This is a genomic window from Actinomadura sp. NAK00032 (assembly GCF_013364275.1).
In the GTDB taxonomy this organism is placed as follows: domain Bacteria; phylum Actinomycetota; class Actinomycetes; order Streptosporangiales; family Streptosporangiaceae; genus Spirillospora.
Window position 1 is genome coordinate 537,926 of record NZ_CP054932.1, and the last position, 19,083, is coordinate 557,008.

14 protein-coding genes are annotated in these 19,083 nt (G+C 70.8%); 10 read left to right on the top strand and 4 right to left on the bottom strand.

Features of this window, described 5'->3' with window-relative positions; translation table 11 throughout:
* Window positions 1-34: 34 nt before the first annotated feature.
* Window positions 35-979, bottom strand: a complete 945-nt coding sequence (locus HUT06_RS02700; protein WP_176194240.1) for an ABC transporter permease — start codon at window positions 977-979, stop codon at window positions 35-37.
* On the bottom strand, window positions 976-2,508 hold the full coding sequence (locus HUT06_RS02705; RefSeq protein ID WP_176194241.1) for an ABC transporter substrate-binding protein: 1,533 nt from the start codon (window positions 2,506-2,508) through the stop codon (window positions 976-978). Before HUT06_RS02705 ends, HUT06_RS02700 begins: the two co-directional genes overlap by 4 nt.
* A gap of 286 nt (window positions 2,509-2,794) precedes the next feature.
* On the opposite strand from HUT06_RS02705, the gene HUT06_RS02710 reads away from it, so the two are divergent.
* Together HUT06_RS02710 and HUT06_RS02715 are read left to right on the top strand one after the other, a co-directional pair.
* Window positions 2,795-3,457, top strand: coding sequence for a TetR/AcrR family transcriptional regulator (locus HUT06_RS02710; RefSeq protein WP_176194242.1), 663 nt, complete (start codon window positions 2,795-2,797; stop codon window positions 3,455-3,457).
* A gap of 30 nt (window positions 3,458-3,487) precedes the next feature.
* Window positions 3,488-5,776 carry a glycoside hydrolase family 3 C-terminal domain-containing protein gene (locus HUT06_RS02715; RefSeq protein WP_176194243.1) on the top strand — a complete coding sequence of 763 codons (2,289 nt, stop codon included), beginning with the start codon at window positions 3,488-3,490 and terminating at the stop codon, window positions 5,774-5,776.
* Between the two features lie 46 nt (window positions 5,777-5,822).
* On the opposite strand, the gene HUT06_RS02720 is transcribed toward HUT06_RS02715, so the two are convergent.
* On the bottom strand, window positions 5,823-6,986 hold the full coding sequence (locus tag HUT06_RS02720) for a glycoside hydrolase family 1 protein (RefSeq protein ID WP_176194244.1): 1,164 nt from the start codon (window positions 6,984-6,986) through the stop codon (window positions 5,823-5,825).
* A 307-nt stretch (window positions 6,987-7,293) separates the two neighbouring features.
* Here HUT06_RS02720 and HUT06_RS02725 point away from each other — a divergent pair, with 307 nt between their 5' ends.
* From HUT06_RS02725 to HUT06_RS02760, 8 genes are all read left to right on the top strand, one after another.
* Window positions 7,294-8,937 carry a CocE/NonD family hydrolase gene (locus HUT06_RS02725; RefSeq protein ID WP_217711159.1) on the top strand — a complete coding sequence of 548 codons (1,644 nt, stop codon included), beginning with the start codon at window positions 7,294-7,296 and terminating at the stop codon, window positions 8,935-8,937.
* Window positions 8,938-9,525: 588 nt separating this feature from the next.
* The gene (locus HUT06_RS02730) at window positions 9,526-10,806 is read left to right on the top strand and encodes an HNH endonuclease signature motif containing protein (RefSeq protein WP_176194246.1); all 1,281 of its coding nucleotides are present in this window, start codon (window positions 9,526-9,528) and stop codon (window positions 10,804-10,806) included.
* A gap of 939 nt (window positions 10,807-11,745) precedes the next feature.
* Window positions 11,746-12,051, top strand: a complete 306-nt coding sequence (locus HUT06_RS02735; protein ID WP_176194247.1) for a transposase — start codon at window positions 11,746-11,748, stop codon at window positions 12,049-12,051.
* A 237-nt stretch (window positions 12,052-12,288) separates the two neighbouring features.
* Entirely contained in the window at window positions 12,289-13,233 is a 945-nt protein-coding gene (locus HUT06_RS02740) for an epimerase (RefSeq protein WP_176194248.1), read from the top strand.
* Window positions 13,234-13,240: 7 nt separating this feature from the next.
* Window positions 13,241-13,765 carry a potassium channel family protein gene (locus HUT06_RS02745; protein WP_176194249.1) on the top strand — a complete coding sequence of 175 codons (525 nt, stop codon included), beginning with the start codon at window positions 13,241-13,243 and terminating at the stop codon, window positions 13,763-13,765.
* A gap of 81 nt (window positions 13,766-13,846) precedes the next feature.
* Window positions 13,847-16,351, top strand: a complete 2,505-nt coding sequence (locus HUT06_RS02750) for an ATP-dependent Clp protease ATP-binding subunit (protein WP_176194250.1) — start codon at window positions 13,847-13,849, stop codon at window positions 16,349-16,351.
* Window positions 16,352-16,391: 40 nt separating this feature from the next.
* Window positions 16,392-16,949 (top strand): CGNR zinc finger domain-containing protein, encoded by a 558-nt coding sequence (locus HUT06_RS02755; RefSeq protein ID WP_176194251.1) that lies wholly within the window; start codon window positions 16,392-16,394, stop codon window positions 16,947-16,949.
* The gene (locus HUT06_RS02760) at window positions 16,946-17,407 is read left to right on the top strand and encodes a protein-tyrosine phosphatase family protein (protein ID WP_176194252.1); all 462 of its coding nucleotides are present in this window, start codon (window positions 16,946-16,948) and stop codon (window positions 17,405-17,407) included. The genes HUT06_RS02755 and HUT06_RS02760 overlap by 4 nt, the downstream gene beginning before the upstream one ends.
* On the opposite strand, the gene HUT06_RS02765 is transcribed toward HUT06_RS02760, so the two are convergent.
* A complete protein-coding gene (locus HUT06_RS02765) occupies window positions 17,404-19,008 on the bottom strand; it encodes a GMC family oxidoreductase (protein ID WP_176194253.1) in 1,605 nt (534 codons plus the stop codon). The two genes, HUT06_RS02760 and HUT06_RS02765, sit on opposite strands and share 4 nt — an antisense overlap.
* Window positions 19,009-19,083: the final 75 nt, after the last annotated feature.

A 19,083-nucleotide genomic window follows, 5' to 3' on the forward strand; every position in this document is an offset into this window, starting at 1 on the left:
GGGACGACCCCCCGCACCCCCCGGCTCGCTTCGCTCATGAGGACGCCCTCGCCTTCGGGTTCAGCCAGCCGATCATGACGTCCACCAGCAGGTTCACCGCGATGACGCCGATCACGGTGACCATGACCAGCGCCATGATCACGGGGATGTCGCCGCGGGTGGTGTAGGTGACGGTCATGCTGCCGATCCCGGGCAGCCCGAAGATCTGCTCGACCAGCACGGCGCCGCCGAGCAGGCCGACGAACTGCAGGCCGAGGACGGTCAGCGCGGGCGCCGCCGCGTTGCGCAGCACGTGCCGGAACAGGATCCGGGACGGCGGCAGCCCGCGCGCCCGCAGCGTGCGGACGTAGTCCTGCCGCAGCACGTCGATCACCGCGCCGCGCACCTGCTGCGAGACGCCGGCGACGCCCGCGACCGACAGCGACGCGATCGGCAGCGTGACCGTGGCCAGCCAGCCGGACGGCGACTCCGTCAGCCCCGTGTAGCCGATCGCGGGGAACCAGCGCAGCCGCACCGCGAACACCACGACGATCACCAGCGTGACGAGGAAGCCCGGCAGCGCGTACCCGATGACGCCGAGCACCTGCACGAACCGGTCGACCGCGCCGCGCCGGACGCCCGCCCACACCCCGAGCAGCAGCGACAGGACGGCCGTGACCAGCGTGACCCCGGCCATCAGGCTGAGCGTGACCGGCAGGCGGGTCGAGATCGCCTGGACCACGTCCTCGCCGGTGAACCAGGACGTCCCGAAGTCGCCCCGGACGGCGTGCGCCAGCCAGTCGGCGTACTGGACGAGGACGGTCCGGTCGAGGCCGAGTTCGGCGTTCTTGGCGTCCACCAGGTCCTGCGGCGCCTGCCCGCCGAGGATCTGCCGCCCGACGTCGTTGTCCGGGATCGACAGCAGCAGGTAGGACAGGACGGAGATCACGAACAGCAGCACCGCCCCCGCCGCGCCCCGGCGCGCGAGGAACCGCGTCACTTCGCCGGCGCGTAGTTGTAGACGGACGGCACCGCCATCCCGGCCTGCGGCGTGACCTTCACCGAGCCGTCCGACACGTGCAGGTACGTCATCCGGTAGAACGGCACGAACCACGCCTCCTTGACCAGGTGCTCGTTCAGCGCCTTCAGGTCGGTCTTCGCCTCCTCGGGCGACGCCTTCTGGATCTTCGGCAGCAGCCCCTGGACGGTCGCGTCGGTCGTGCCGAACATGTTGCCGACGCCGGGCAGGACGAGCCCGCCGATCGCGACCCAGTCGTTCGGGGACTGCCCGATGTTCATCACCATCGCCGGGTACTTGCGGTCGGTGTAGATCTTCTGGACCTGGGACGGGTCGATGACGTCCCAGGTCACCTTCACGCCGATGGCCTGGAGGTCGGACTGGAGGGACGCGGCGAGCGCGTCCGGGACGATCGCGGTGATACGCGGCAGCTTGAGGCTGAACCCGTCCGCGTACCCGGCCTGCTTGAGCAGCTCGCGGGCCTTCGCGGGGTCGTGCGGGTAGTAGGAGTCGAAGCGCTGGTCGTAGGCGGCGGTCTGCGTGCCGAAGATCTGGTCGGTGATCTGGCCGCGGCCCTGGCGGAGTTTGTCCAGCATCGTCTTGCGGTCGATGGCGTAGTTGAGCGCCTGCCGGACGCGGGCGTCGCCGAGCGCGGGGGCGATCTTCCCGTCGCGGTCGAAGAGCAGCAGGCCCTGGAAGTCGAACTCCTGCTTGGTCGTCTTCACCTTCGGGTCCGACTCGATGCGGGACTGCTGGTCGGCGGCCTGGAGGAGCGCGGTGTTGAGCTGGCCGGTCTTGAGGCCGTTCACGACCGCGGTCTCGTTGTTGAAGTAGTGGAACGTGAGCTCGTTGTAGGGGAGCTTGGCGCCCCAGTAGTCCGAGGCCCGCGTGTAGACCCACTTGGTGCCGATGGCCGTCCGCTTGGAGTCGAGGTCGTAGGGGCCCGTGCCGTCCGGCTTGGTCTTGAGGGGGTTGCCGGGCTTGGTGAAGTCGGCGGGGTTCGCCATCAGGCCGGCGGCGTCGCTGAGGTAGTACAGCATCGCCGGGTTGGGCTGGGCGAGGTGCAGGGTCACGTGCGTCTTGTCGACGACCTCGATGGACTTGACGTCGGCGAGGGTCTTGGCGGAGGCGCCCGTCCCCTTGGCGAAGCGCTCCATGTTCGCCTTCACAGCCGCCGCGTCGAACGGGGAGCCGTCGTCGAACTTCACGTCGTCGCGCAGGGTGAGCTTCAGCTCGGTGCGGTCGGCGCTGTACTCCCACTTGGTGGCGAGCATCGGACTGTACCGGCCGTCGGGTTCGCGCTTGATGAGCGTGTCGTAGACGGCCTGGAAGAACGGCAGCGCGCTGCCGGTGGCGTCCGCGGGGTCGAGGCTCTGCGGGAGCGTCAGCGTGGCGATGTCGAGGTTCGCCGAGCCGCCGGACTCGCCGCCGCCGGCGTCGGCGCAACCGGTGAGCGCCGTCGCGGTGACGCACGCCGCGAGCAGGGCGGTGCCTTTGATGATCTTCTTCATGACCCACTCCGATGTCCGGGCAGAACAGCCGATTCGACGGGGTTTCGACCGAGATTTCGGCGAGCATACAACCAAAACTAACCACGTGGTAGGTTTTGCGGTGACGAAACCTACCGCGTGGTCAGTTACGTGCCGCCCGCGGTCGGTCTCGTTGCGGTCGAGGCTGAGAGGCAGGCCGTACCGTTGGCGCTGCACCCGGAACGCACGCCGCGAACGGCCGAGGCGGCGCCGCCGATCCGGCGTGCCCCTTCCCCAGAACGCCGGAGATCCAGAGAGGCCCCTGCCGATGACCGAACAGACCCCCCGCAAGCTGACGAAGGGCGAGCGGACCCGGGCGAGCATCCTCGACTCGGCCACGGAGCTGTTCTCCAAGTCGGGGTTCCACGCGGTGTCGCTGCGCGACATCGCCGCGCACGCCGGGCTCACCCATGCCGGGCTGCTGCACCACTTCCCCGGCAAGGAGAGCCTGCTCATCAAGGTGCTCGGACGGCGGGACCGGGTGGACGCCCGGCTGCTGTTCGAACCCGAGGTGGGGGATCATCCCGAGAAGCTGCTCGGCATCATCGTCGGCATCGTCTGGCGCAACATGCAGACGCCCGGCCTCGTCGGGCTCTACGTGAAGATCTCCGGTGAGGCCGCCGATCCCGAGCATCCCGCGCACGACTACTTCGTCCAGCGGTACCGGGTGCTGCGGGAGCGGCTGACGCAGGCGCTCACCGCGCTGTTCGCCCAGGCCGAGCCGCCGCTCGCGCATGACCCCGCGCTGGTCGCGAGCCAGCTGCTCGGGCTGATGGACGGGCTGCAGACGCAGTGGCTCCTCGAACCGGAGGCCGTCGACATGCACGCGTCCGTCGTCGCGTTCCTGCGGCAGCTCGGCCTCACCATCGACTTCCCGTCCCCGCAGGACGCCGTCCCGTCCGGCGACTCACCGACCCGAGCCGATCCATGACCCGAGCCGATCCATGACCCGAGGAGTCACATGACCCAGCCCGAGCCGGTATCCGCGCCGGAGTCCGAGCCGGTATCCGCGCCGGTATCCGCGCCGGTATCCGCGCCGGTATCCGTCGCGGAGCTGACGCTGGAGGAGAAGGCGTCGCTCACGTCCGGGAGCAGCACCTGGCGGTCGACGGCCGTCCGCGACGTGGTGCCCGCCGTCACCTTCGCGGACGGTCCGCACGGCATCCGCCGGCAGGTCAGGGGCTCGGGGGACGCGCTGGGGCTCACCAACAGCGTCCCCGCCACCTGCTTCCCGCCGGCGGTCGCGCTCGGCTCGTCCTGGGACGCGGCGCTGGCACGGCGGGTGGGCGCGGCGCTGGCGCGGGAGGCGTCCGCGCTCGGCGCCGACGTCGTGCTCGGGCCCGGGGTCAACATCAAGCGGTCCCCGCTGTGCGGCCGGAACTTCGAGTACTTCTCCGAGGACCCGCACGTCACGGGCGTGATGGGCGCCGCCCTCGTCGCCGGGATCCAGTCGCGCGGGATCGGCGCCTGCGTGAAGCACTTCGCGGTCAACAACCAGGAGACCGACCGGATGCGGATCAGCGCGGACGTCGACGAGCGGACGCTCCGCGAGATCTACCTCGCCGCGTTCGAGCACATCGTGCGGGAGGCCGCGCCCTACTCGGTCATGTCGTCCTACAACAAGATCAACGGGGTGTACGCGAGCGAGAACCGCTGGCTGCTCACCGAGGTGCTGCGCGACGAGTGGGGTTTCGACGGGCTGGTCGTGTCCGACTGGGGCGCCGTCAACGACCGGGCCGGCGCGGTCGCCGCCGGGCTCGACCTGGAGATGCCGCCGACCCGCACCGACCAGGAGATCGTGGACGCCGTCCGGGACGGGCGGCTGGACGAGGCGTCCGTCACCCGGTCGGCCGCGCGGGTGCATGCGCTGGCGCGGCGCGTCGCGGCCGCCGAGCGGTTCGAGGACTGGGACGCCGACGCCCACCACGAACTCGCCCGGGAGGCGGCACGCGGGTCGGCCGTCCTGCTGAAGAACGAGCACGGCGTACTGCCGCTGTCGCCGTCCGCGCGCGTCGCGGTGATCGGAGAGCTCGCGCGGACCCCGCGCTACCAGGGCTACGGCAGCTCACACGTCGTCCCGACCCGCCTCGACTCGGCCTGGGACGCCCTGCGGGAGGGCGGGGCTGGTTTCGAGTTCGCCGCCGGGTACCGGCTGGACGGTGCGCCGGACGAGTCGTTGAAGCGGGAGGCCGTCGAACTCGCCGCCGAGGCCGACGTCGCGGTGCTGTTCCTCGGGCTGCCGGGGGCGGCGGAGTCGGAGGGCTTCGACCGGACGTCCATCGACCTGCCCGAGGTGCAGGTCGGGCTGCTGCGGGCCGTCGCGCGGGCGTGCTCGCGGGTCGCGGTGGTGCTCGCCAACGGGGGCGTCGTGGCGGTCGCGGAGTGGGAGTCCGACGCGGACGCGATCCTGGAGGCGTGGCTGCCGGGCCAGGCGGGCGGCTCGGCGATCGCCGACCTGCTGCTCGGCGCGTGCAGCCCGTCCGGGCGGCTGACCGAGACGATCCCGCACCGGCTCGCGGACGTCCCGTCCCACCTGCACTTCCCGGGCGGGGACGGCCACGTCGCGTACGGCGAGGGGCGGTACGTCGGCTACCGGTACTACGACACGCTCGACGTGGACGTCGCCTACCCCTTCGGCCACGGCCTGACGTACACGCGCTTCGCGTACTCCGACCTGGCCGTCACCGAGACGGGTTCGCATGCGTGGGAGGTCGAGTGCACCGTCACGAACGTCGGTGAGCGGGCCGCCGCCGAGGTCGTCCAGCTGTACGTGGCCTTCGACGAGGAACACCCGACCCGTCCGCGGCACGAACTGCGCGGCTTCGCCAAGGTCGAGCTGGAGCCCGGCGCCGGGACGCGGGTGTCGTTCACGCTGACCGGCCGCGACATCGCGTGGTGGTCGGTGTCGCGCGGCTGCTGGCGGATCGACGCGGGTTCGTTCACGGTGGAGGTCGGAGCCTCGTCCCGCGACATCCGGCTGCGGGAGGCGGTGACCGCCGCCGGGGACGGGCATGTGGACGCGCTCGGCCGGATGTCGACGCTCGGTGAATGGCTCGATCACCCGGTGGGCGGGCCGGTGCTCAGGGAGCGGATCGGGACGAGGCTGTCGGAGTCGGCCGATCTGCCGCCGGCGCTGTTCACGCTGGTGCGGGGCATTCCGCTGGCGAAGTTCAGCACCTTCGGGATCGGCCTGACTCCGGACGTCGTGGACGAACTCGTCGCCGCCGTCTCCGGGGGCGTTGCCGGTTAGAGGGTGGTGCCGGTTAGAGGCCTTGCCGGTTAGAGCGCGTGGCCGATTAGAGGGTGGTGTGGCCGGTGGCGATGTCGCCCAGGTGGCGGGCGCTGGGCTTGACCGTCCGGGCGAACGTCGTCCGGTCGACGGCCACCAGACCGAACGTCGGCGCGTAGGTGCCCCACTCGTAGTTGTCGAGCAGGGACCAGTGCAGGTAGCCGCGTACGTCGATGCCGTCCTCGATCGCCTCGTGCAGGCCGGTCAGGGCGGCGTCGGTGTACTCGGCGCGCTCCGCGTCGTCGGTGGTGGCGATGCCGTTCTCAGTGATCAGGATCGGTACGCCGGGGATGCGGTCCGCCGTGTGCCGGACGGCGTTGCCGAGCGCCGCCGGATAGAACTCCCAGCCGATGAGGGTGCGCCGGGCGTCGGCCGGGACGGGCAGCGCGCCGTCCCGGCCGATCAGGACGCGGGTGTACGCCTGGACGCCGACGAAGGCGTCGTCCGCCGCGACGTCGAGGAACTGGTCCTCGCGGGACCAGGCCCAGTCGTCGCATTCGGCGTCGGCGCCGTCGACCGGCTCGAAGTTCTGGTTGGCGATCGTCCAGCCCGTCTTGAAGCCGGTGAGTTCTTCGCGGGCGGCGCGGTGCGCGGCGATCAGCGCGTCCGCCACGGCCTGGTCGGGCGGGGGCATCGCGCCGGCGACGTTCTCTTCGCGCTTCTCCGCCTTCACCATGTTCGCCATCATCGCGAGCATGTTCGGCTCGTTGATGGTGCAGATCCATTCGACGCCGTCCAGGATCGGCAGGACGGCTCGCACGTAGCGCCGGAATCGGTCGGTCGCCTCTGGGGACGTCCAACCGCCGGTCTTTTGGAACCAGAGGGGAGTGGTGAAGTGGTGGAGCGTCACTACGGGTGTGAGGCCACGCTCTAGACAGCCCTCGATGATTCGGCGGTAGTGCGCCAGTTCGGCTCGTGAGATATGGCCTTCCACGGGCTCGATGCGCGCCCACTCGATGCTGAAGCGGTAGGCGTTGAGGCCGAGGCTTCGGACGATGTCGAGGTCCTCCGGCCAGCGGTGGTAGGAATCGCAGGCGTCCCCGCTGCGGTCGGGGAGGAACCCGCCGGGCCTGTTCTCCAGGGCCCAGAAGTCGCTGCCCGTGTTGTTGCCCTCGGTCTGGTGGGCGCTGGTGGCCGCACCCCAGAGAAATCCGTCCGGGAAAGTGCGCACGCTGCCTCCTCTGTGGCTCTGGCGTCAAAACTTACCACTTGGTAAGGTTTCGCCGCTTCCCTTCTCCCCCTGGAGCCGCCGTATGCGTCAACGCCTGCGTCCGCGTCCGCGTCCGCGTCTGAGCCCGAGTCTGCGCCTGCGTCTGCATCTGCGTCTGCGTTCGCGTTCGTGCTTCGCCGCAGCCTTGCCCATTCCGATGCTGGCCACGACCTTGGTCGCCGTCCCTGCCGTCCCTGCCGTCCCTGCCGTCCCTGCCGTCCCTGCCGTCCCTGCCGTCTCTGCCGCTTCGGCGGAGGCCGGATACTCGATGCGATCCGTCAGCCTTGACGTGAAGGTCGGGCCTGGCCGTGATCAGCCGTGCAGGGTCGTCGCCGACCTGTACGAACCCGCCGGCACCGGCCGGGCCCCGGCGGTGCTGACCACGAACGGCTTCGGCGGCTCCAAGGACGACCTGGCCGGGACGGCGAAGGCGTTCGTTCGGCAGGGATACGTCGTGCTCGCCTACTCCGGCCTGGGAGCGGGCGGGAGCACGTGCCGCATCACGCTCGACCATCCCGACTACGACGGTGTCGCCGCCCGCCACCTGGTGAGCTTCCTCGCCGGTGCGATCGCGGCATCGGACGGAACGCGCGTAACGTCCGTCCGGTTGGACGGTCCCGGCGATCCCCGAGTGGGCATGATCGGCGGCTCGTACGGCGGCGGCGCCCAGTTCGCCGCCGCCGGCATGGACGACCGGATCGATGCGCTCGTCCCCATCGACACCTGGCATGACCTGCGCTACGCCCTGGCTCCCAACAATGAGCTGGCGTCGTCGTCAGGGCGGCTGGCTTCCGCCGGGCCCGGCGCGACGAAACTGCTGTGGGGCCTCGGTTTCTTCGCCCTGGGCGCCTATCGGGGCGTGAGCGAGGCGAAGACGGACCCGTCCCGTCTCATGGGCTGCCCCAACTTCCCGACCGCCCTCTGCCAGGCCGTCGCGGAAAGCCTCATCTTCGGCACGCCGCGCTCGAACAGTCTGGCCTACCTGCGCGCGGCCTCGGTCACGTCGTACGTCTCGCGGATCAAGGCGCCGACGCTGCTCGTCCAGGGCCAGACCGACACCCTGTTCAACTTGCAGGAGGCCGCCGCGACGTACCGGGACCTCAAGGCGCAGGGCACGCCGGTCAAGATGATCTGGCACTCCGGCGGCCACAGCGGACCGAACGCCGCCGGCGACCTGGATCTGGAGAACCCGACCGCGAACTACGTTGGCCGCCGGGCTCTAGCGTGGTTCGCGCACTACCTCAAGGACTCGCCTACGGGGACCGGCCCGGCGTTCGCCTACTTCCGTCCATGGGTTTCGTATGACGGTGATGCGGCTCCTGCCTACACGAGCGCGCCCGTTCGTACGCAGCGGTTCTACCTCTCCGGTAAGGACCGCCTAGTCTCGTCCCGATCCAAGGTGAGGAGCGGTCGGACGTCCTATAGCAACCCGCTCGGCGCATGGCCGACGTCCTTCTCCGAGTTGTCGTTGTTCCAGGACGCGCTCAACGACATCCCGCCGGCCGACGCACCGGGCACCTTCGCCGCCTGGACTTCGACGCCCCTGCCCCGAAACCTGGACGTCGTCGGCTCGCCCACTCTTTCGGTCCGGCTCTCGTCGCCCGCCGCTGCCTGGTCGCAGAGCCGGGGCGCAGACGGCCGCTTGGTCTTGTTCGCAAAGCTCTACGACGTGGCCCCGGACGGCACCGCCACGCTGGCGCGCCGACTCGTCTCGCCGGTGCGCGTCACCGATGTGCGGAAACCGTTGAAGGTCGCGCTCCCTGGCATCGTCCACCGGTTCCCGGCTGGCCACCGTCTCCGGGTGGTGATCGCGTCGAGCGACCTGAATTATCTGGGGAACCGGGCCGTCCTACCGGTCACCGTTCAAACCACCCCGAAGACTCCCGGCACCCTCACCCTTCCGGTCGGATAGCCGGTGGTGGGCTGCAATTTCGCCGTCCTTTGATACTGGTGCTGCCGAGCAGCGTGCTAGTCGTCCATTGACTGGACGGTAGGTGGATGGTTGGACGGTGCCCGCCGCCGGGCTGATCTCCGAAAGTCGTTCCCGCTGATGCAGGATCATTTCGGATTGCGTCCTTGGAAGCCCGTATTGGGTTGCTCGATCGAAGTCTGGGCGTCCCGGTACCCTCTCATGCCGGGAATCGTGGTGGGGGCGGCGCTGCGTACGGGGCCGCCCCTCCAAAGTCAAGGGCGCCTTCGGCGTCGCTTCGCGATGGGACTCCGTCCCACCCTTGACTTCGGAGCCTCTGCGGCCCCTGAGCGCAGCTTTCGTCGGGCAGGCTCCGCCTGCCCTCTGCCCGACGCGCCGCCCCCACCCCAACCAGAACCACCAACCAGAAACACACAACGACAACACCCGGCAGGACAACGAAATCGAAATGCCCGAAATGGGCCTTTGTGAATAACGGGATACCCGTTGATCAACAAGACTCGAAAAGAATCATGGAAGAATTCCGGCCCGAAAGGGTGAAAGGGTGCCCGGCCGGATATCATGGGGGGTATGAGTTCAATCGCGGTCGACCTCGATGCCGCGTCCACCATGGAATTGGTGCACGCGGCATCGGCGATCGCCGCCGAACTCGCCTCCCGTACCGCACCCGACTCGGCGGCGGTGTGCATTGACCTCACCGAAACCCTCGCCGCCGCCACCGATCTGCATGAAGCCGCCCTGTCGCGATTGATCGGCACCGTCGACCGGACTCGCGAAGTGCAGCGGTGGGGTTTCCCCTCCACCCGGTCCTGGCTGCGGTCCCGCCTCGGTATGCGCGAAGCCCGCGCCAAGGAGCGCCTCACGCTGGCCCGCCAGGCCCACCGTCTGCCGGAGATGACCGAGCGGTGGGCCACCGGCGAACTGTCGGCCGGGTACGCCGCCACCATCGCCGACGCAGTCACCCGCCTCGACGACCACGACTGCGGCCGGGCCGAGACGATCCTGCTGGGCATGGTCGACCAGGGCTTCTCCGCCGGGAAGATCGCCGGCTTCGGCAAGCGGATCCGCGAGGTCATCGCCGAACGCGACGGCACCGAGCAGGCCCCCGAAGACGTGACGCGCGGGTATGAGCGGTCGTGGATCGACTCGACCCGCTCCCTGGACGGCGGCCGCTACATCAAGGGCTGGCTCAACGCCGAAGACGCCGCGATCTTCGACGGCACCCTCGCGCCCTTGGCCAAACCCGCCGGAACCGACGACCACCGCGACCTGTCCGAACGCACCGCCGCCGCACTCACCACAGTCCTGTCGGGCGGGCACAGGGCCACCCGCGTCACCGTCATCTGCGACCTGGACACCCTCACCGGCGCCACCACCCCCGCCCGTCTCACCGACGGCACCCCCATCCCGGCCGCCCAAGCCCGCCGCATCGCGCTCAACGCCGGAGTCTCACCCCTCCTCCTGGGACGCGGAAACCTGCCCCTCTACCTCGGCCACAAGGTCCGGTTCGCCACCGCTCCCCAACGCCAGGTCCTGGAAACCCTGTACGCCACCTGCGCCGTCGCGGGGTGCGAGGTGCCCGGGACGCTGTGCGAGGTCGACCACGTCCACGGCTGGGCCCTCGGCCGCAGCCCCACCGACATCGACAAGCTCGCCCTCACCTGCGGCTGGCACAACCGCTACAAACACACCCACCCCGACCGGCTCCACATCACTAAAGCACTCGACGGCCGCTACACCTACCGCCTCCACCCACCCCGCACCGGCACCGGTGCAGGTCGGGCCACAGGCCCACCACCCTGGGGCAACACACCGGCCAGCCACCCACCCCCAACCAGCCAAGCCGCATAACCGCACGCCCCGGCCCGTCCCGGGCCGACCAACCCTTGTGGGCGAAGGCCCTCCAACCCGGCGCCCGCCACGCCCGTCACGCCCGCCACGCCCGCCACGTGTGCCGCCAGCCCCGCTGGCCCAGCTGGCCCCAGGCCCACCGCCGTGGACCACCATCCCCGTCAGCTGCCCACCCCCAACAAGCCGAACCGCATAACCGCACGCCCCGGCCCGTCCCGGGCCGACCAACCAGTGCGGGTGGAGACCGTCCACCTCGGCTGGCCGTCCACCCCGGCTGGTCGCCCGCCCCACTGGCCCCAGGCCCACCACCGTGGGGCAACGCACCGGCGGGTCACCCACCTCCGACAAGCCGAGCCGCATAACCGCACGCGCCCGGCCCGCCGAACCAGTGTGGGTGGGGACTGTCCACCTCTGGCTGGCCGTACCGTGCCCCGGGCCCATCGCCGTGGGGCAACGCACCGGCGGGTCACCCACCTCCGACAAGCCGAGCCGCATAACCGCACGCGCCGGGAAATGTGATGATATGGCCACGGACTGTGAAACTGGTGGTGCGGGTCAAGCTGCTGCCGACGTCCGAGCAGGGGGCGGCACTGGTTGACATCCCTGTGCCGGGTCAACACCGCCGCCAACCACGTGGCGGCCGTGGCCTTCGAGGAGTTCGGGCTTCGCGGCCGTGAACTGCCCTTGCGGAGGCTGTGCTACGGCGAGCTCAAAGTCGCCGGCTCGGCGTCCAGGCCGCCCAGCACGTGATCAAACGGGTCGTGGACGCCTATAACACCCTGCGCGGCACCATCCGCAACGGCCGCCTCGGCGGCCCGGTATCGAAGCGGGCCGCAAGGCTGAGTCCAAACCCATCGCCTTACGCCTTGATGCCGCGCCCCCTTCGACGACCGCAACCTTTCTTGGCAGCTGGACGTCGGGACCGTAAGCATCTGGGCGGTGGCCGCGCAGTCCGAGAGCCTCAAGTTCGCCTGCTCCCCCGACCAGGCCAAGACATTGACCGCGCACCGTAAGGGCGAATTGGACCTGGGCCACCGGGACGCCACATGGTTCTTGCTCGCCACCTGCGACGTCCCCGAACCGGACGTCCACGAGCCCGCCGACTGGGTCGGGGTGGACCGCGGCATCGTCAACCTGGCCAGCACCAGCGACGGCGACAACCATCAGGGCCGGGTCGTCCCTGCCGCCTTGCTGGAGCGTGTTGTCCGCAGTGGCGTCCGCGCTGGGCGGGCGAGTCCTCGCTAGTGGCGCTCCGGCCTCATCACGGGTGCGTCCGGTGCCGTGAGTTTTGGGCCCTGGTTCGTGCTTGGGTTTCGCGTCGTCGGCGAGTGTGCGGCCTTGCCGCCGTACTCGGGGCGGACGTGTCTGGTCATGCTGTCTTGGCGGTCCTCTTGGTGGGGCGGACGTCGTGGTGAGCTGGGATATTTGAACGTGTTCAGTTCTGCGGGTTAGGGTCGTCGCAGTCGGTGGAGGGGGAGTGGGATGCGGGTTGTGATTCCCGGGGGGACCGGGCAGGTCGGGACGGTTCTGGAGCGGGCCCTGACTGCGGCGGGGCATGAGGTCGTCGTTCTGACCAGGGCGCCTGCGGGGCCTCGTCAGGTCGGGTGGGACGGGCGGACGCTCGGTTCCTGGGCGCGGGTGGTCGATGGCAGCGATGTGGTGATCAACCTGGCCGGGCGAAGTGTGAGTTGTCGCTACACGCCCGCCAATCTGCAGGAAATGATGGACTCGCGCGTCCACTCCGCCCAGGTTGTGGGGGAGGCGATCGCAGGTGCGGCTCGTCCGCCCAAGGTGTGGTTGCAGATGAGTACGGCCACCATCTACGCGCACCGGTTCGACGCTGCCAATGACGAGGTCGGCGGGGTCATCGGCGGGGGCGAGGCGGGGGTGCCGAAGTACTGGGGTTACAGCGTCAAGATCGCTCGTCACTGGGAGCGGGCGCAGGAGGCGGCTGAGACTCCGGAGGCTCGGAAGGTCGCTTTGCGGGCGGCCATGGTGATGAGTCCGGATCGGGGCGGGGTGTTCGACGTCCTGTCGTGGATGGCCCGGCTCGGGCTCGGGGGGCCGGTCGCCGGGGGTGCGCAGTTCGTGTCCTGGATCCATGACCTGGACTTTGTCCGGGCGGTCGAGTTCCTGATCGAGCGGGACGATCTTTCGGGGGCGGTGAACCTCGCCTCGCCGGGGCCGTTGCCGCAGCGGGCGTTCATGCGGGCGCTGCGGACGGCCTGGGGTGTGCCGGTCGGGTTGCCCGCCACCGCGTGGATGGCGGAGATCGGGGCGCTCGTGATGCGGTCGGACACCGAGTTGCTGCTGAAGAGCCGGCGGGTCGTGCCGGGGCGGCTGGTCGGTGCCGGGTTCGAGTTCGAGCACGGCGAGTGGTCCGACGCCGCCCGGGAGCTTGTGCGGAGGGCTCGGGTGCGGGCATGACGGTGGGGTGGACGACCCTTCGCGGCGGGAAGGCCGCCGGCTCGCGCTCTGGACGGTCCTGCGCACGGCGCTGACCACGGCGTTCCTGCTGGCGGCCTACTTCGTGGCGCCGCTGAACAGGGCTTTCACGGTGCTCAGCGGTGTGGTGCTGGGGGCGGTCCTGGCCGTCCTCGCCGTGGTCGTCTGGTGGCAGGCGCGGGCGATCGTGCGGCATCCGGCGCCGCGATTGCGTGCCGTCGAGGCGCTCATGACGTCGGCTGCGCTCTTTCTCGTCGCGTTCTCCACCAGCTACTGCCTGATGGGGAACGGGGTATCGTCCGAGTTCTCCGAGCGGCTCACGCATGTGGACGCTCTGTACTTCACCATGACGGTCTTCTCGTCGGTCGGTTTCGGCGACATCGTTCCGGTGTCGCAGGCGGCGCGGGTGCTGACGACCGTGCAGATGGTCGGGGACCTGGTGTTCCTCGGTCTCGCCGCGAAGGTGTTCCTGGAGGCGATGCGCCGGGGCGTCGAGCGGCGGGAAGGCCGGTGACCAGGGGTTTCCGGGAGCGTGCCACGGGCACGTGTTTGACCGTTGCCAGGACGTGTCATTCGATGACCGGGGGGTTCCGAGATGACCTCGGGATGGTACGGGCCCAGTGGGATGGATCCGTTCGAGGAGATGCTCGCCCGCTTCTTCGGGGCGCGGGCGCACCGGCGGCCGCAGGAGCGGATCAGCATCGCGCGGCTGATGAGCGAGCCGGCGCGGGAGTTGGTGCGGGACGCGGCGGCGCAGGCGGCGCAGTGGGGCAGCGTCGATCTGGATACCGACCATCTGCTGTGGGCGGCGACGCGGCAGCAGGGGACGCGGCAGTGGATCGCGCGGGCCGGCGCCGACCCGGACAAGATCAAGGAGGAGATCGAGGGGCACGCGCGGCGGGGCGAGCCGCGGGACGTGCCGCCGGAGCTGACTCCGTCCGCCAAGCGGGCGCTGCTGGATTCGCATCAGGTGTCGCGGGCGCTCGGGTCGTCCTATATCGGGCCTGAGCATGTGCTCTTCGCGCTGGCGCTCGATCGCGGGTCGAGTGCTGGGCGGATCCTTGATCATGAGCATGTGACGCCCGACTCGCTGCAGCAGGCGGCGACCGGGGGCGGGACGGGGCAGCCGCCCGGCGGGGGCGGCGGCGGGCAGCCGTCCGAGACGCCGACGCTGGACGAGTTCGGCCGCGATCTGACCGCGCTGGCGCGGGAGGGGCGGATCGACCCGGTGATCGGGCGGCACGAGGAGATCGAGGAGACCGTCGAGGTCCTGTCGCGGCGCACCAAGAACAACCCGGTGCTGATCGGCGACCCGGGGGTCGGGAAGACCGCGATCGCCGAGGGGCTCGCCCAGCGGATCGTCGACGACGATGTGCCGGAGACGCTGCGCGGCAAGCGGATCGTCCAGCTGGACCTGAGCGGCGTGGTCGCGGGCACCCGGTACCGGGGCGACTTCGAGGAGCGGCTGAAGAAGGTCGTGGACGAGATCCGCGAGCACGCCGACGAGCTGGTCGTGTTCATCGACGAGATCCACACGATCGTGGGCGCGGGCGGCGCGGAGGGCGCGGTGTCCGCCGGCAACATGCTGAAGCCGCCGCTGGCGCGCGGCGAGCTGCACGTGGTGGGCGCGACGACGATCGACGAGTACCGCCGCAACATCGAGAAGGACGCGGCGCTGGAGCGGCGGTTCCAGCCGATCCTGGTGAGCGAGCCGAGCGTCGACGACAGCATCGAGATTTTGCGCGGGCTGCGGGACCGGTACGAGGCGCACCACGCGGTGCGGTTCACCGACGAGGCGCTGGTCGCGGCCGTGGACCTGTCCAGCCGGTACCTGCCCGACCGGTTCCTGCCGGACAAGGCGATCGACCTGATCGACCAGGCGGGCGCGCGGGTGCGGCTGCGCTCGGGGACGCGGGACGGCAGCCGGCGGGAGCTGGAGCAGCGGCTCGACCGGCGGCGCCGGGAGAAGGACCAGGCCGTCTCCGACGAGGACTACGAGAAGGCGTCGGAGCTGCGCGACGAGATCGCCCGGCTGGAGAAGGACCTGGAGACGGCGCGCGACGACAACGCCCCCGTGACCGTCCCCGAGGTGACGACGGAGGACATCGCCGAGGTCGTGTCCCGCATCTCCGGGGTGCCGGTCACGCAGCTCACCGAGGTCGAGCGGGAGCGGCTGACGCGGCTGGAGGAGCATCTGCACCAGCGCGTCGTCGGGCAGGAGGACGCGGTGGCGGCGGTGGCGCGGGCCGTCCGGCGGTCGCGTGCGGGCATGGGCGACCCGGACCGTCCGATCGGCGGGTTCCTGTTCCTCGGGCCGACCGGCGTCGGCAAGACCGAGCTGGCGAAGGCGCTCGCGGAGGCGCTGTTCGGCAGCCGGGACCGGATGATCCGGTTCGACATGAGCGAGTTCCAGGAGCGGCACACCGTCAGCCGGCTGATGGGCGCCCCGCCCGGATATGTCGGGTACGAGGAGGCGGGGCAGCTGACGGACGCCGTCCGGCGGCAGCCCTACTCGGTGGTCCTGCTGGACGAGATCGAGAAGGCGCACCAGGACGTGTTCAACGTGCTGTTGCAGCTTCTCGACGACGGGCGGCTGACGGACGCGCAGGGCCGTACGGTCGACTTCCGCAACACCGTGGTGATCATGACGAGCAACCTGGGGTCGGAGCTGATCACCGGCACCACCGAGATCGGGTTCGGCACGGCGAGCGGGGAGGGCAGCGCGCTCAGCGACCGGATCATGCGGCGGCTGCGCGAGTCGTTCCGGCCCGAGTTCCTCAACCGGATCGACGAGATCATCGTGTTCCGGCGGCTGGAGGCGGGGCAGCTGCGGCAGATCACCGACCTGCTGCTGGACGAGACGCGCCGCCGCCTGCGCGCGCAGGACGTCGACGTCGACTTCACCCGGGAGGCCGTCGACTGGCTCGCCGAGCGCGGCTACCAGCCCGAGTTCGGCGCCCGGCCGCTGCGCCGCACGATCCAGCGGGAGGTGGACGACCAGCTCGCCGACCTGCTGCTGTCCGGCGACCTGGAGCACGGGCGGCATGTGGAGGTGTCCGCGGTGAACGGCGGTCTCCAGTTCGACGTGACGACCGAGTAAGGGTTATTGTCCTCCTGTAAGCCTTACAGGAGGACGTCTGATGCTCATCCCGATCGCTGATTACGCGAAGGGTGCCGAGGTCGCGAACGCGCTGGTGGCGACCTCGCCCGAGGTGCGGGGGAGCGAGGTGCTGGCGGACGTGGGCGCGCTGGCCCCGCTCCTTCCGCCGTCGCTTGGATTCCGGGCGCCCGAGGCCGGAGATGTGGAGAAGGTCCGCTTCCTGCGGCGCGAGGTGCGTGCCGTGCTGGAGGCCGAGACCGAGGAGCGGGCGGTGGAGGGCGCGGCGCTGCTCGCCGGGCACGCCGGGCTCGCGCCGGTGCTGCGCCGCGACCCGTCCGGCCGCTGGCAGTGGTACGTGCCGACGGTCCGGGACGCCTCGCTCGTCGGGGAGGTGGCCGCCGTCGCGGGCGTCGCGCTGCTCGGCCTCGTCCGGGCGCTCGGCCACGAGCGGTTCCGGGCCTGCGAGGCCCCCGGCTGCGCGGGCGTGTTCGCCGACGCCAGCCGCGCCGGGCGCCGCCGCTACTGCATGCCCGAACGGTGCGGGAACCGGCTGAACGTCGCCAACCACCGCGCCCGCCGCCAGGCGGTGACCTCATGACCGCTCGCGACGACGTGACCGCCCCGCTCGACGGCGCGATCCGGCTGCCGGACGGCGCCTGGGTCCGGGGGCGCGGGCTCCGCAACCCGGCGCCGGGCGGGCCCGAGCCCGCGTTCGGCCTCTACCTGGGCACCGCGAAGCTGCGGCAGCGGCACGAGGCGGAGCTGCGCTGGGAGGCCGCCTGGCTCGACTGGCCCGACTTCCGGCTGCCGCGCGACCGGGACGAGGCCGTCCGGCAGATCCGCGCCCTGCACGAGCGGGCCAGGGCCGGCGAGGCGGTGGAGGTCGCCTGCGGCGGCGGCATCGGCCGCACCGGCACCGTCGTCGCCTGCCTGGCCGTCCTCGCCGGGGTGGAGCCGTCCGGGGCGGTCGCCTGGGCGCGCGAGCACCATCACCCGCGCGCCGTGGAGACGCCCTGGCAGCGCCGCTGGGTCGGCCGCTTCCCGGCCGGCGGCTAGGCGCCGAGGATCAGGGTCGCGGCGTGCTCGCCGATCATCATGCTGGGGGCGTTGGTGTTGCCGCCGATGATGCTCGGCATGATCGACGCGTCCGCGACCCGGAGCCCCTCGACGCCGCGCACCTTCAGCGCCGGGTCGACGACGGCGCGCTCGTCAGAGCCCATCCGGCAGCTGCCCACCGGGTGGTAGACGGTCGTGGCGCGGTTCGGCAGCTCCTTCGCCAGCGCGGCGCGGTCGGGGTAGGACGGGCCGGGCGACAGCTCCGCCTTGACGTCCCCGGCGATGATCTTGTTGTTCATCACCTCGCGGACCAGCTCGATGCCGTCCAGCAGCAGCCGGGCGTCGTCGGGGTCGGACAGGTAGCCGGGGTCGATCACCGGCGCGGCGGCCGGGTCCGCGGAGGCCAGCCGGACCGTGCCGCGGCTCTTCGGGTAGATCAGCGTCGGCATGATCGTGAGCGCGGGCCGCTTGTCGACCTTGTGCCGCACCGGGGCGTCCTGGTTCGGGAACGGGTACGACCACGGCAGCGCGTGGATCTGGATGTCGGGGACGTCCCCGGCCTGCCCGCTGCGGACGAACCCGACCGCCTCGAACACGCTGCGGGCCACCCACGTCCCGCCCTTCGTCCACTCCTTGGCGACGCCCTTGGCGAAGTAGGGCGCGGTGCCCTTGTGCCGGGCCGTGTCCATGATGAACGTCATCGGCACGAACATGTGGTCGTGCAGGTTGTCGCCGACGGGCAGGTCCGCGTGGACCTCGATGCCGTGCTCCCGCAGGTGCGCGGCGGGCCCGACGCCGGACAGCATCAGCAGGTGCGGTGACCCGAACGCGCCCGCCGCCAGGATGACCTCCTTGGACGCCCGGATCGTCCCCTTGCCCTTCTTGGTGACGACCTCGACGCCCGTCGCGCGGCCCTTGTCGATCGTCACGCGGCCGACGGTCGCGCCGGTCAGGACGGTCAGGTTCGACAGGCCGTGGTCGTCCAGGTAGCCGACGGACGAGCTGTAGCGCAGGCCCTTGTCGACGCTCTGCTGGAAGATGCCGGCGCCTTCCTGCTCCTCGCCGTTGTAGTCGTCGTTCCGCTTCACCCCGGCCGTCTCGATCAGCGACTCGATGAACGCCTCCGACGCGGGCGTCAGGTCGCGCTGCCGGGTCACCTGGATCGGGCCGCCGGCGCCGCGCAGCTCGCTGGCGCCGTCCTCCCAGTTCTCCATGCGCTTGTAGCTGGCGAGGACGTCCTCGTAACCCCAGCCGGGGCAGCCGTCCGCCGCCCAGTCGTCGTAGTTCTTGCGGTGCCCCCGCACGAACAGCATCCCGTTGATCGACCCGGAGCCGCCGAGGACCTTCCCGCGCGTCTGCGGGATCTTCCGGTCGAGCGCGCTCCCCTGCGGGGTGCTGTAGAAGCCCCAGTCCAGCTTCTTCTTCAGCTGCGGGACGTTGTGGAAGACGGCGATCAGCCCCGGCTTGCGGACCAGCGGCGTCCGGTCCGGGCCGCCCGCCTCCACCAGGACGACGCTCGCCCCCGAGTCGGCCAGTCGCCGCGCCAGCACGCACCCGGCGCTCCCGGCCCCCACCACGACGTAGTCAGCGGTCTGGTCCATGTCTTCCTCTCAGCGGCGCCCGCGCACGCGCGGACGACCCCAGTCGAGGGCCCGCGCCTGGCCCGGTCGGCGCCG